This is a genomic window from Microbacterium gorillae, from assembly GCF_050990725.1.
GTDB lineage: Bacteria > Actinomycetota > Actinomycetes > Actinomycetales > Microbacteriaceae > Microbacterium > Microbacterium gorillae_A.
In genome coordinates, this window is the sequence record NZ_CP158844.1 from 1,704,015 (window position 1) to 1,718,024 (window position 14,010).

General features: G+C 65.4%; 11 protein-coding genes. 8 read left to right on the forward strand and 3 right to left on the reverse strand.

The window, feature by feature from the left end; genetic code table 11:
* Positions 1–32: 32 nt before the first annotated feature.
* The 3 genes from ABTV68_RS07475 to ABTV68_RS07485 all read right to left on the reverse strand — a co-directional run bounded on the left by ABTV68_RS07475 (position 33) and on the right by ABTV68_RS07485 (position 3,320).
* A complete protein-coding gene (locus tag ABTV68_RS07475) occupies positions 33–1,127 on the reverse strand; it encodes a DDE-type integrase/transposase/recombinase (RefSeq protein WP_433677001.1) in 1,095 nt (364 codons plus the stop codon).
* Between the two features lie 141 nt (positions 1,128–1,268).
* Positions 1,269–2,204, reverse strand: a complete 936-nt coding sequence (locus ABTV68_RS07480) for a hypothetical protein (RefSeq protein ID WP_433677002.1) — start codon at positions 2,202–2,204, stop codon at positions 1,269–1,271.
* Between the two features lie 324 nt (positions 2,205–2,528).
* On the reverse strand, positions 2,529–3,320 hold the full coding sequence (locus tag ABTV68_RS07485) for a CPBP family intramembrane glutamic endopeptidase (RefSeq protein WP_433677003.1): 792 nt from the start codon (positions 3,318–3,320) through the stop codon (positions 2,529–2,531).
* Positions 3,321–3,773: 453 nt separating this feature from the next.
* Between ABTV68_RS07485 and ABTV68_RS07490 the strand changes: the two genes are divergently transcribed.
* The 8 genes from ABTV68_RS07490 (at position 3,774) to ABTV68_RS07525 (ending at position 14,002) form a co-directional block, all read left to right on the forward strand.
* Positions 3,774–5,417, forward strand: a complete 1,644-nt coding sequence (locus ABTV68_RS07490; protein ID WP_433677004.1) for a peptide ABC transporter substrate-binding protein — start codon at positions 3,774–3,776, stop codon at positions 5,415–5,417.
* 171 nt (positions 5,418–5,588) lie between these two features.
* Positions 5,589–6,515, forward strand: a complete 927-nt coding sequence (locus ABTV68_RS07495; RefSeq protein ID WP_433677005.1) for an ABC transporter permease — start codon at positions 5,589–5,591, stop codon at positions 6,513–6,515.
* The gene (locus ABTV68_RS07500; protein WP_433677006.1) at positions 6,508–7,449 is read left to right on the forward strand and encodes an ABC transporter permease; all 942 of its coding nucleotides are present in this window, start codon (positions 6,508–6,510) and stop codon (positions 7,447–7,449) included. Before ABTV68_RS07495 ends, ABTV68_RS07500 begins: the two co-directional genes overlap by 8 nt.
* A complete protein-coding gene (locus tag ABTV68_RS07505) occupies positions 7,446–9,113 on the forward strand; it encodes a dipeptide ABC transporter ATP-binding protein (RefSeq protein WP_433677007.1) in 1,668 nt (555 codons plus the stop codon). The genes ABTV68_RS07500 and ABTV68_RS07505 overlap by 4 nt, the downstream gene beginning before the upstream one ends.
* 82 nt (positions 9,114–9,195) lie before the next feature.
* Positions 9,196–9,738: a PH domain-containing protein gene (locus ABTV68_RS07510; RefSeq protein ID WP_433677008.1), complete on the forward strand. Its 543-nt coding sequence runs from the start codon at positions 9,196–9,198 to the stop codon at positions 9,736–9,738.
* A 239-nt stretch (positions 9,739–9,977) separates the two neighbouring features.
* Positions 9,978–10,961 (forward strand): ABC transporter permease, encoded by a 984-nt coding sequence (locus ABTV68_RS07515; RefSeq protein WP_433677009.1) that lies wholly within the window; start codon positions 9,978–9,980, stop codon positions 10,959–10,961.
* Positions 10,962–10,968: 7 nt separating this feature from the next.
* Positions 10,969–11,889 (forward strand): ABC transporter permease, encoded by a 921-nt coding sequence (locus tag ABTV68_RS07520; protein ID WP_433677010.1) that lies wholly within the window; start codon positions 10,969–10,971, stop codon positions 11,887–11,889.
* On the forward strand, positions 11,882–14,002 hold the full coding sequence (locus ABTV68_RS07525; RefSeq protein WP_433677011.1) for an ABC transporter ATP-binding protein: 2,121 nt from the start codon (positions 11,882–11,884) through the stop codon (positions 14,000–14,002). Before ABTV68_RS07520 ends, ABTV68_RS07525 begins: the two co-directional genes overlap by 8 nt.
* Positions 14,003–14,010 lie beyond the last annotated feature (8 nt).

Genomic DNA, 14,010 nt, shown 5'->3' on the forward strand with positions numbered 1-14,010 from the left:
ATCGAAGACGGCGACCTCGTCGGTGGTGTGGATCAGCGTGACCCGTTGACCTCTCCATGCTTTGCCCAGAAGGAACTCGCGGCCGAGGTAGCTGATCTGACCCCCGCGACGCGCAACACGATGTTGGACGCTTTCTGAGGGCGCGTCCGCTGTTCGGGCTGCGGGGGCGTGGGGCGCTGCGTGACGATCGGGTCGCCGGGCGGCGCGATCTTTGGCAATGCATCGTAGAGTTCCGCAGGCGCGGTGCGTGGCGGGAGTGCCTGATGCGAGCGGTGATGGTTGTACCAGTCCCGATACTCGTCGAGCGCCCGCTGGAGCTCATCGATCGTCGCCGGATTGCGGGCGGCGATGAAGTTCAGCAGCGTCTGATGCGCTCGCTCGACCTTGCCCTGCGACTTCGGGTGCGAGGGCTTGCCGGTGATCATCTTCACGCCCAGATCACCGAGGAATATCTGCAACGACGTGACCTTGCCCGAGCGTGACATGTTGAATGCCGTCCCGTTGTCCGTGTGTACCAGCACCGGCCGCCCGTACCGGGCGATCGCCCACCGAAATGCGTCGACCACGACAGCCGCTGTTTCCGCCGGCCCGGGGTGCAGAGCGATGTTCATCCGGGTGCAGTCGTCGATGATCTCGATCACCACAACGACGTCACCCGTGGACAGCGTCACCTCCAGCCCGTCGGACTGCCACCGCTGATTCGGGAACTCCGATCGGATCCGCTGGTGTGATCCTTTTGGACGCTTCCTCTTGTTCCGCTCCACCAGGTGCTCACGATCCAGGATCCGCGCGATCGTCGACCGTGAGGGCACCGGGGCGAACCCTGCCCGATCCAGCACGTCCCGGATCGACAACGGCCCGTGATCTTTTCCCTGCTCCTTCAGCTCTCGACGCTTCACGATCACCGCTGCGATCACCGCGTCCGACACCGCGGTCGGACTCGAACGGGGACGCGTGCTGCCCTTGAACAATGCCGCCTCACCCTCGGCCGAGGCCCGCTTACGCACCGCATGGAACCAGGACCGGGAGACCCCGTGCCGCCGACAGAACGCATCAATCGCGCCCCGCCCAGCATCCTCGGGCCACTCCACAACAAGCTGACGAACACGATCAGGGATACGACTCACCCAGCAGATCGTCCACTAAGTCCTGAGACACCAGCATGTCCACAATGTCCTGAGACAGGATCGTCCACTATGTCCTGAGACAGCACATGCCGCATTGCGGTGATTCTCACCCACACACGGAAGTCTCGCGGTGTTTTGCGGTCATGTGGTGCGCTGGTTGAGGAAGAGCCGTCGGAGAGAGGCGAGGCGGGTACCGTCCGCGGCCATGCGCGGGCGCAGGCCCGCTTCGTGCAGCGCACGCTGCAGGCCGTCCACCGTGATGACATCCTCAAGATCCCAGCGCGCGAAGCCTCGTACGCGCGTGCGGATGCGATCCTCCCGTCGTTTCTCGTGTCGGAGTGCCGCCAGGTCATTGGTTTCGACTCGGTACTTCGCGTAGCCGTCGAACTCGCCCCACAGCCGCGCCTGGGGCCACCAGAAGTCGCCGCGGTAGGAGTCGCCGTCGATCGACACCTCGTGCTGGAGAACGGGGGACGGATATCCCAGCCAGGCGATTGCGGCGCGGCTCACGGACTCGCCAGGCGACTCGGCGCGGCCATCCGCGAAGGACGCCAACCACTGGACCTTGCGGACACCCCGTGTCGTTCGCAGCGCGTTGCTTCGCTCCGTGAGCGCATCCGTGGCGCAGCCCACTCGAACCACCGCATCCCAGATCGCCAGCGCTGGCGCCGGTGCCAGCGTCCTCCCGAGATCGACTGCCGTGTCGATCAGGCTGGTGAGCAGGACACCATCGACGTCGATCACGTCTCGCGGAGTCGAACTCGTGTGGAAGACGACATCGCCGCTCCGTGTCGAAGAAGAACGATCGATGGCGAGCACATGAATGTCTCGAGGCTCGCCGAACAGCGGCAGGCCCAGAAGACATGCGGCCGACTCCAGACAGAGCACGGCATCGGGGGATCTGTACAGGAACGCCCGCACGCGCGCTTCGTATCGCTGCCAGGGCGTCAGTTGCCGCCAGGCGTCGGAGCTGATGTAGATGCCGTGGCGTACGCGGTACAGGTCTCGGCGGTCGCGGATTCGTACGGTCTCGTCATGCCCGCGCGAATGCAGCAGGCGGATCGTTGGCTCTTCCATCGCTCCACCCTGCGTGTACGCGCGCCCTCGCACGGCTCGATGCCAGCGGATGTGAATGAACTCCTGTCCTCGAATCGCCTGTGGAGAGCCCGCGAGACTTCCGTCTGTGGGCGAGAAACCCCGCAACGCGCCGATTGTCGCCCACAGACGGAAGTTTCGCGGGAGGTGTATTTGCGGGAGCGGCGACGGCGGTTCGCGTGGGCGGTGACACGAAGGGACGGAGGGTGCCGGAGGGGCGTCGGCAGGGGACAGCAGGGGCGTCGACGGAGGACAGGGGGGGGTGGGGGGGACGGAGGGGGGGTGGGAGGGGGAGGGACGGGTGGGTTAGGAGGCGGGGGCGAAGAGGGGAGCGAGGAAGGGCGAAGCAAGGGCCAGGGGGTAGCCGATGAACGCGATCACGTCGATCAGGGTGTGCGCGATCACGAGGGGCATCACGCGGTTCCACCGCAGGTACAGCCACCCGAAGACGAGGCCCATCAGGATGTTGCCGACCATGGGCCCCTCACCCTGATACGAGTGATAGGCACCTCGGATAAGAGCGGACACCACGATCGTCGCGACGGGCCCGACGCCGAGCCGACGGAACCGGTCGAACAACCAGCCGATCATGATCACCTCCTCCATCACGCCGGATCGAAGGGCGGACAGCGCGAGGGTGCCGATGCTCCACCACGCGAGGGTCGACTCCGACGCCTGCACCGCGACGGTGACGCCGAACATCCGACCCAGGAGGTAAAGACCGATCCCGGGCACCCCGATCACGACGACGAACAGAGCGCCGCGCGCCAGGTCGCTCCCGAAGCGCGTGAAATCGACGCCCATGGCGCGCAGGGCGTTACGTCCCGGCTCCCACAGCAGATAGACGACGAGGCCGACCAGCATCAGATCGAAGAAAACATCGAGGCAGTTGTAAATGATGTCCCACACCGGCACCGTGTCGAGCGTCGGATTGAGCTGTGTGCTCTGCTGCGACAACGGGGTCTCCGACAGCCGACGTCGAACGAGGCGCAGCAGCGAATAGACCGCAGACGCACCGAAGGTGGCACTGAGCACCAGCACCACCTCCCACCGGAGGCGCGTGCGGGTATAGGCGGGGCTCGCGTCGGCAGTCGTCACCTCACGATGCTACGGCTGCCTCCCGCGGGAGGCTCCGTGCTCTTCTGAGCGGTCCAGCGGCCGGAGTGTGCTCATTGCGCGCACCTCGGCGTCGTCGCGGTGCTTCGGGCCGATATCCACGCCGAATCTGCGACCTCGGCAAGCTCGGACCGACGCCTGAGTGAAGGCTGAACGCTGTGCGATGTGATCGTTTCAGTTTGCATTCATAGCCATAAATGCCCACCTGGAACGCCAAGAACCTGGGCACTTTGCCCATCGTCGAGAGGGTTGACATCGGCCTGTCTTGTGTGGCACTTATCACATCGCGCAACGCGGCGGGGTCGGGGTAAAAGATCTGTAACGGTTGGGCGGTGGACTTTGCTCAGATCCCCAGCGGAACCTAAAGTTGCCCTATCCCATTGCGCGTCATCGTTGACGTTGCGTGGATACTTCACCCAATGCACAGGAGGACAAGTGAAGCGCACCAAGATTGCCGTTATCGGCATCGCGCTGCTGAGCGCGGCTACGCTCGCGCTGGCGGGATGCTCGACGGGCGGCGGCTCGGAGAACCCGAGCACCGGCAGCAGCGAATCCAGCGCCAGCGGCGACTCGGGTTCGATCATCCGAGTGATGGGCTCCGAGCCGGAGAACCCGCTCATCCCCACCAACACCAACGAGGTCGGTGGCGGCAAGATCCTCGACTCGCTCTTCGCGGGTCTGGCTTACTACGACGCCAAGGGCGCGCTCGTCAACGACCTGGCTGAGTCCATCACGGTCGACGACGCCTCCACGCTGACCGTCAAGATCAAGGAAGGCAACACCTTCTCCAACGGCGAGAAGGTCACCGCCGACAGCTTCATCAACGCCTGGCAGTACGGCGCGCTGTTCTCCAACACGCAGCTGAACCAGTCCTGGTTCGCTGACATCGAGGGCTTCAGTGCCGACGCGGACTCTCCGCTGACCGGCCTGACCAAGACGGACGACTACACGTTCACGATCAAGCTCTCCAGCCCCGTCGCCGCAGACTTCTCGCAGCGCCTCGGCTACTCGGCCTACTACCCGCTGCCCTCGGTTGCGCTGGAGGACATGGCTGCGTTCGGTGAGAACCCGATCGGCAACGGCCCGTACAAGTTCGCCAAGGAAGGTGCTTGGCAGCACAAGGTCCAGCTCGACCTCGTCAAGAACGACTCCTACAAGGGTGACCGCGTCGCGAAGAACGGCGGACTCACGTTCGTCTTCTACGCCACGCCGGAGGCTGCATACGCCGACCTGCAGAGCAACAAGGTCGACGTGATCGACCAGATCCCGTCGTCGGCTCAGCAGACGTTCGAGTCCGACCTGGGTGACCGCGCCGTCAACCAGCCGGCTGCGATCTTCCAGTCGTTCACCCTGCCCGGCAACCTCGAGCACTTCACCGGTGAAGAGGGCACGCTCCGTCGCGAGGCGATCTCGATGGCGATCGACCGTGCCGCTATCACCAAGACGATCTTCAACAACACCCGCACCCCTGCAAGCGACTTCACCTCGCCGGTCATCTCCGGCTGGTCGGACTCGCTGACGGGTTCCGACGTGCTGAAGTTCGACGCTGACAAGGCGAAGGAACTGTGGGCTCAGGCCGACGCCATCTCGCCCTGGAGCGGCTCCTTCCAGATCGCCTACAACTCCGACGGCGGCCACCAGGCCTGGGTCGACGCTGTGGCGAACCAGCTGAAGAACAACCTGGGCATCGAGGCGTCGGGCAACCCCTACGCCGACTTCGCCTCGCTGCGCACGGACGTCAACGCCCGCACGATCAAGACCGCCTTCCGCACCGGATGGCAGGCCGACTACCCGGCTCAGTACAACTTCCTGCAGCCGCTGTACTCGACGAAGGCTTCGTCGAACGACAGCGACTACTCGAACCCTGAGTTCGACAAGCTGCTCGCCGAGGGTGCTTCTGCCACCGACCAGAGCGACGCCACGGCTGCGTACGCGAAGGCTCAGGAGATCCTGCTGAAGGACCTCCCGGCCATCCCGCTGTGGTACTCGAACGTCAATGGCGGCTACGCCGACGGCGTCAAGAACGTCGAGTTCGGGTGGAACTCGGTTCCGCTGTACTACAACATCACGAAGGGCTGATCAGCCCCGAGGGATACACCCGCGAGGCGGTGACGACAACGTCACCGCCTCGCGGTCTGTGAAAACGGTGTCGTGCGCGTCGAACACGTGGCACGATGCTCTCAGCAGAGGCAACCGCTGCCGCGCACACTCGTGATGGCGTCGGGGCCTCCTCATCTGGAGGGAGGGCGAATGATCGGTTATATCCTCAAACGCCTTTTGCAGGTGATACCCGTCTTTGTCGGGGCCACCCTGCTCATCTACTTTATGGTTTTCGCCATGCCCGGCGATCCCATCGCAGCACTGTTCGGCGACAAGCAGCCGAGCCCCCAGCTGCACGCTGCGCTGCAGGCGCAGTACCACCTCGACCAGCCGTTCATCGTGCAGTACGGGTACTACCTCGCGGGGATCTTCCGTGGCGACCTCGGCACGACCTTCTCCGGTCAGTCGGTGAACGATGTCCTGGCCGCGACGCTTCCCGTCACCGGACGCCTCGCGATCATGGCGATCGGCCTCGAGTTCGTCCTCGCGATCATCATCGGGACGTTCTCCGCTCTGCGTAAGGGCGGAATCCTCGACAACTCGATGCTGATCCTCTCCCTGGTCTTCATCTCCCTCCCGGTGTTCGTGCTCGCGTTCCTCGCGCAGTACTTCCTCGCCGTGAAGCTGCAGTGGTTCAGCCCCACGGTGGGTGCCGACAATGACTGGGGCGGTCTCTGGCTGCCCGCCATCGTGCTCGGCGTCAGCCTGTACGCGGTGAGCATGCGCCTCATGCGCGGGTCCGTCATCGACACGTTGAACCAGGACTGGGTCCGCACTGCGTACAGCAAGGGCCTGCCGCGTCGCCGCGTCATCCCGGTGCATGTGCTGCGCAACTCCCTGATCCCGGTGATCACCAACTCGGCAACCAACTTCGGAGTGCTGCTGGTGGGTGCGACCATCACGGAGGGTATCTTCAACATCCCCGGTGTCGGTAACACCCTGTTCCAGGCCATCCGTCAGCACGAGGGGCCGACGATCGTGTCCTTCGTGACGGTGTTCGTGATCATCTACGTGCTTGTCAACCTCGTCGTGGACATGCTCTACGCTCTGCTCGACCCGAGGATTCGCTATGTCTGACCCCCGCGCGACGCATTACGTCGCTCCACTGCCCGCGGAGACCGTCGCCGTTGACGTGGTCCGCATCTCGGAGAAGCCCTCGAACCTGTGGCGCGACGCGTGGGCTGACATGCGGCGCCGACCCATGTTCTGGATCTCGCTCGTCATCGTCTTCGTGGTGCTCCTGATGGCGGTCTGGCCGACGCTGTTCACCCAGACCCCGCCGAACAACGATTGCCAACTGGAGAACTCCAACGGCGGACCCACAGCGGGGCACCCGCTCGGGTTCACCTTCCAGGGGTGCGACATCTACGCACGCACCGTGTGGGGTGCTCGGACCTCGCTGTCGGTCGGCCTTCTGGCCACCGCCATCGGTGCGATCATCGGCCTCGTGATGGGAGCCCTGGCCGGCTTCTACGGCGGGTGGCTCGACGCCATCCTGTCCCGCATCGGTGACATCTTCTTCTCGCTGCCCTACATCCTCGCGGCCGTTGTCGTGATGAGCGTGCTCGCGCAGTACAAGAACGTGTTCGTCCTGGCATTCGCGATCGGTGGCTTCGCCTGGGCGTCCACTGCGCGCGTGGTGCGCGCAGAAGTGCTCCGCGTTCGTCAAGCCGACTTCGTGATGGCTTCTCGAGCGCTGGGCAAATCGCGATTCGGCACGCTGGTGTCGCACGTCATCCCGAACGCCATCGCTCCGCTGCTCGTCGTCACCACGCTCAGCCTCGCTGCGGCCATCGTGGCGGAGGCATCGCTGTCGTTCCTCGGCGTCGGCCTCGGCAGCGACACCATGTCCTGGGGCAACGACATCAGTCAGGCACAGCAGTCGCTGCGCGTGGCGCCGATGGCCCTCATCTACCCGTCGATCGCGCTGTCCGTCACCGTGCTCGCGTTCATCATGCTGGGCGAGCTCGTGCGAGACGCCCTCGACCCGAGAGCGAGGGCTCGTCGATGACTGATGTGAACGCGCAGCCACTGCTGCAGATTCGCGGCCTGAAGGTCGCATTCAACACGCAGAAGGGTCTCAGAGAGGTGCTTCACGGCATCGACCTGGACCTGTTCGCGGGTGAGACGCTGGCGATCGTGGGCGAGTCGGGTTCCGGCAAGTCCACGACGGCAGCGGCGATCATCAACCTCCTACCGGGTGCCGGCAAGGTGACAGATGGAAGCATCAAGCTCGATGGCGTGGAGCTGACCACCCTTTCGGACAGCCAGATGGTGAAGATCCGCGGAAGCGAGATCGGATACGTCCCTCAGGACCCGATGTCCAACCTCAACCCGGTGTGGTCGGTGGGCTTCCAGGTCAAGGAGGCCATCCGTGCGAACGGACTGGCCAAGGGACGTAAGGAAGTCACCGCACGTGCTATCGAGGTGCTGCAGCAGGCGGGGCTCGCCGACGCCGCCAACCGTCTGCACCAGTATCCCCACCAGTTCTCCGGCGGCATGCGCCAGCGCGCTCTCATCGGCATCGGCCTCGCGGCCGACCCGAAGCTGCTGATCGCCGATGAGCCCACCTCGGCACTGGATGTCACGGTGCAGCGCGTGATCCTGGACCACCTGGCGTCCCTCACGCGTGAGAAGGGGACAGCTGTCCTCCTCATCACGCATGATCTGGGGCTGGCCGCCGAGCGCGCCGAGAAGATCATCGTGATGCAGCAGGGCGAGGTGGTGGAAGCGGGTCCCAGCCGGGAGATCCTGCAGAACCCTCTGCACCCTTACACGAAGAAGCTCGTCGCCGCGGCACCGAGCATCGCGTCGCAGCGCATCCAGGCCGTTGCCGAGAGGCGCGGCATTGAGACGAGCGAGGACATCGCCGGCATCCCGCCGACGGTCAGCGTGCGTGATCTGACCAAGGACTACAAGATCCGTCAGGGGCAGTTCCGTAGCGTTCCGTTCCGGGCCGTCGATTCGGTCTCGTTCGATATCCCGAAGGGCAAGACACTCGCCCTTGTGGGTGAGTCGGGCTCCGGGAAGTCCACGGTCGCGAAGATGGTGCTGAAGCTCGAGGAGCCCACGTCGGGCTCCATCGAGATCGATGGCACCGATATCTCTGGACTGTCGACTCGAGACACGCTTCACCTGCGACGCCGCATGCAGCCGGTCTTCCAGGATCCGTACGGATCGATGGACCCGCTCCGCAACATCGGCAACACGATCTCCGAGCCGCTGGACATCCACAAAGTGGGCGACACCGCATCGCGGCGCGCTCGCGTGCTGGAACTGCTGGATCAGGTCTCGCTTCCGCGAGAGCTGGCGACGCGGTACCCCAACGAGCTGTCCGGAGGTCAGCGCCAGCGTGTGGCAATCGCCCGCGCGCTCGCGCTGAAACCCGACATCGTGGTGCTCGACGAAGCGGTCTCCGCTCTCGACGTGCTGGTGCAGGACCAGATCCTGAAGCTGCTCGCTGAGCTGCAGCAGGAGTTGGACTTGACGTACCTGTTCATCACCCACGACCTGGCCGTGGTGCGCGTCGCTGCGGACCTCGTCTGCGTGATGGAGAAGGGTGTGGCTGTCGAGCAGGGCACGGTCGACGAGATCTTCGCCAACCCGCAGCAGGAGTACACGCAGCGTCTGCTGGCGGCGATTCCCGGTGCCGACATCGAGCTCGGCATCAGCTGAGTCGTCTGTGCACGAGAGGGCGTCCCGCGTGAGCGGGGCGCCCTCTCGGTGTCTGAAGCACACGTCCGGGTAGCATGCTGGAGTGAGCATCGCACCCGATTCCCGTTCCGTCGTCCGTTCCACCTCCGGTGTCATCGCGACGGTCGTGACGGGTGCGCTGGGCGTCTTTCTGTTGGGCGACGCCGTCCTCCGCGCCGGATGGGCGCAGACGATGTCCTGGACGCCGTGGGTGCTTCTGGTGGTCTGGGCGATCTACGTCTCGCTGGCCGCCTCGACGGTGGCTGTGACGGATCACGGGGTCGACGTTCAGAATCTGCTTCGTCGCCACCGTCTGCCGTGGGGGAGCGTGACCGACATCTACATGAAGTACCAGGTCACGATCGAGGCCGGAACCCGCCGGATCGCGTGCTGGGCCGGTCCGTCTGCGAGCCGCCCGCCGCGCGTGCGCAACGGTGCCAGCAGCGTGCCGCGATCGTTGCGTCTCAAGGAGAGCCTGGAAGAGGTGTGGGAGTCGCGTCGACACGACAGCGGCGCCCAGGGGACCCCGGAAGCCAGCTGGGACTGGGTGCTGCTCGGCATCGGTGCCGTGTTGGTCGTCTGGTCTGTGGGCACTCTTCTGTTCTGACTTCGCCTCCGCCACCTCCCGCGACGACACGGCGCCTGACAGAATCATGAGAAACGCCGGTCAGTTGACTGGGCATTCCTTCGCGCAAAATGTTACGTTCGGGTGATCGGCAGTAGTCGGGATGTTGAATTCCCGTGCCCGCGGCTCACCCATGTGGGGTCCGGTGGTGCCCGAGTCCACTCGAGAAAGTGTGCAGGAAAGCGAAATGAGCTCATGACTGCCGAAGCAGGTCTGCGCCGGTGATCTGGTACATCCTCAGGCGCCTGGTCAACTACACGATCCTCACCGTGGTGGCATCGTCGTTGGCATACATCCTCGCAAGCCTCGGGCTGAACCCCGCGCAGAAGTTCCAGCAGCGAAACCCTCCGGTCCCGCCGGAGGTCATCGCCTCGAACCTCGATCGCCTGGGCGTCAACCCCGAGGTGCCGCTCCTGCAGCGCCTCGGCAACTGGCTGCTCGGCATCATCACGCGCGGGGACTTCGGCCTGACGGCCGGATACCAGCCCGTGATCGAGCAGATCGGCGCGCGCGCCGGCGTCAGCCTTCAGCTGCTGCTCGTCGGATCGGTCCTCGGCGCTGTTCTGGGTGTGGTGCTGGGCGTGTGGGGAGCGGTGCGCCAGTACCAGCTGAGCGACCGGATCGTGACGGTCGCGTCGTACATCATCTTCGCGCTGCCCACCATCGTGATGGCGATCCTGCTGATGATCCTCGCGACGTGGTTCAACCAGGCCGTCGGTACGCAGGTCATCCGCTTCACCGGACAGTACTCACCGGGCATCCCGAACGAATTCTGGCCACAGTTCAGTGACCGAGTCGTCCACCTGCTCCTTCCGACTCTCGTGCTCGTCCTGGCGTCGGCGGCGTCGTACAGCCGCTATCAGCGCAGCGCGATGCTCGACGTTCTGGGTGCCGACTACATCCGTACGGCGCGCGCGAAGGGCCGCACGCGCGGCTCCGCGCTGGTCCGTCACGGTGTGCGCGTCGCCCTGATTCCGATGTCCACGTTCTTCGCGTACAGCTTCGGAACGCTCGTGGCCGGATCCACGATGCTCGAGCTCATGTTCGGCTGGCATGGCATGGGTGAGATGAACATCCAGGCCATTCGCCAGAACGACATCAACTCCGTGGCCGGCGCGACCGTCTTCGTCGCCGTGCTCATCCTGTTCTCGTCGACGCTCTCGGAGATCCTCTACGCGGCGCTCGACCCGAGAGTGAGGCGCTGATATGGCGATGTCCGCGAAGAATCTCACCGACCTCGAGGAACTTCCTCTGGCGGCGGAGCAGCGCGCTCCCCGGCCGCAGTCGCGCGGCCGGGTCATCTGGAAGCGCCTGCGGGGCTCCGTGCAGTTCTGGGTCGGCGGCGGCGTGGTCGTCGCGATCGTGCTGTGGGCGCTCATCGGCCCCCTCCTGTGGCCGATCGATCACGTCACACGCGACTACTTGGCGCTCAATCAGGCACCGAGCGCAGCGCACCCGTTCGGCACTGACACGCTGGGATACGACGTCTACGCCCGGGTGATGGCCGGTCTGCGGATCTCGCTCATCGTCGGCTTCGTCGCCGGACCGGTTGCCACGCTGATCGCCGGATTCCTCGGGGCGATCGCCGGCTACCTCGGCGGCTGGTCCGACAAGGTGATCGCCTGGTTCATCGATCTGCTGCTGGTGCTGCCGGCGTTCTTCATCATGGTGCTGCTCTACCCCTTCTTCAGCAAGGCCGGCTGGATCATGATGACCTTCTTCTTCGCCCTCACGGGCTGGATGATCATGGCGCAGGTGATCCGCTCCCAGACGCGCTCGCTGCGTGAGCGCGAGTTCGTGAAGGCAGCGCGGTACATGGGCTTCGGAACGTTCTCCGTCGTCCGCCGTCACATCGTTCCCAACGTCGCGTCGCTGCTGATCATCGACGCGACGCTCGGCGTCGGCGCCATGATCCTCGGCGAGACGAGCCTGAGCTTCTTCGGCTTCGGTGTTCAGGCGCCGGATGTGTCGCTGGGTACGCTCATCGCCGACGGCAACACCGCGGCGGCGACTCGACCCTGGCTGTTCGCCTTCCCAGCCGGCGTCCTCGTCCTCCTCCTGCTCGGCCTCAGCCTCCTGGGCGACGCCCTGCGCGACGCCATCGATCCCACCTCGGGGGTGAACCGTGGCTGACACCCTGTCCGCTGCCGCATCCGAACATTCACAGGCTCGCGCCGGTCGTCCGCTGCTGGAGGTCAAGAACCTCTCGGTGACCTTCCCGCAACGCGGGGGGAACGCCGTGCGAGCCGTCCGCGATGTCAGCTACGAGATCCACGAGGGCGAGTTCCTCGGCATCGTGGGAGAGTCCGGCTCGGGTAAGTCCGTCTCTTCGCTCGCCGTGATGGGACTCCTCCCCGACAGTGCGCAGATCGAGGGGGAGATCCTCTTCCAGGGTCGGAATCTCCTGACCCTCGATGACAAGCAGTACTCGAAGGTGCGCGGCAGCGAGCTGGCGATCATCTTCCAGGACCCGCTGTCCGCGCTCACCCCCGTGTACACGGTGGGAGACCAGATCGCCGAGGCGCTGCAGCTTCACGACCGGTCACTGAGTCGCCAAGCGGCAGCGGTGCGGGCCGTCGAACTGCTGAAGATCGTGGGAATCCCGGATCCCGACCGGCGCGCTCGCGCCTTCCCGCACGAGTTCTCCGGCGGTATGCGCCAGCGCGCGATGATCGCCATCGCCATCGCGAACAACCCGCGGCTGATCATCGCCGACGAGCCCACCACGGCTCTCGACGTGACCATCCAGGCTCAGATTCTCGAGGTGCTGGAGGAGGCCAAGCGGATCACCGGCGCCGCCGTGTCGCTCATCACGCACGACCTCGGTGTTGTGGCGGGCCATGCCGACCGCGTCGCGGTCATGTACGCGGGCAAGCTCGTGGAGACGGCACCGGTGGACACACTGTTCGCGCGTCCGCAGATGCCGTACACGGTGGGCCTGCTGCGCTCCGTGCCGAACATCCGTACGGCCGGCACCGACCGGCTCGTTCCCCTGGAAGGCAGGCCACCGTCGCTGGCCGATCTTCCGACCGGATGCCCGTTCGCGGCGCGCTGCCCGGCAGCCATCGACAAGTGCCGCACCGTGGAGCCCGAGCTCGTCACCACCGTGGACGACGCGACGCACGCGGTCGCATGCCACCGATCTGACGAGATCGCGCTCGGTGTGCTCGCGCGTTCCGACATCTTCCCGCGTCCGGAGCCCCTTCCCGCATCCCAGATCGCCGAGGTGACGGAGGAGCCGATCGTTCAGGTGCGCGATCTGGTGAAGCACTTCCCGCTGCGTCGCGGTGGCGTGTTCCAGCGCCGCGTGGGAACGGTGAAGGCCGTGGACGGTGTGTCCTTCGACCTGCAACCCGGCCGCGTGCTCGCCCTGGTGGGGGAGTCGGGATGCGGCAAGACGACCACGATTCTGGAGCTCATGGAGTTGACCGCTCCACAGAGCGGCCGGATCACCGTCGCGGGCCACGACGTCGCCAAACTCACCCGCGCTGACCGGCGCAGCATCCGCACCGACGTGCAGATCGTGTTCCAGGACCCCGCCGCCGCGGTGGATCCCCGCCTGCCGATCGGCGAGGTCATCGCCGAGCCGCTGCTCGCGCAGGGCGCCAGCCGCGAGACCCGCGACGCACGTGTGGTCGAGCTGCTGGAACTGGTCGGACTCGATCCCGCGATGGCCGACCGGTACCCGCACGAATTCTCCGGCGGACAGCGTCAGCGCATCGGCATCGCCCGCGCTCTGGCCACCAACCCGCGCGTGCTGGTCCTCGATGAGCCCGTGTCGGCGCTGGATGTCTCGGTGCAGGCCGGTGTCATCAACCTGTTGCAGGATCTGCGCGACAAGCTTGGACTGTCGATGATCTTCGTCGCCCACGATCTTGCCGTCGTTCGCCAGTTGGCGGACGATGTGGGGGTGATGTATCTCGGACGGATCATCGAATCGGGCCCGATCGCGGACGTGTTCGACAAGCCGCAGCATCCGTACACCCAGGCTCTGATGTCGGCTGCCCCCATCCCGGACCCCGCCATCGAGCGCACCCGGGAGCGCATCCTGCTGCAGGGCGACCTTCCGAGCCCCGCGGCAGAGATCGTCGGCTGCCGTTTCCGCACCCGGTGCCCGCTGTATGCCACTCTGGACGAGGAAGCGCAGGAGCGCTGCCGTGCCGAGTATCCGCAGCCTCGGCAGTTCGGCTCCGCCGAGGTGGCGTGCCACTTCGTGGAGCGGAACCCATTCGTCGTCACGCCATAAGCGTGACG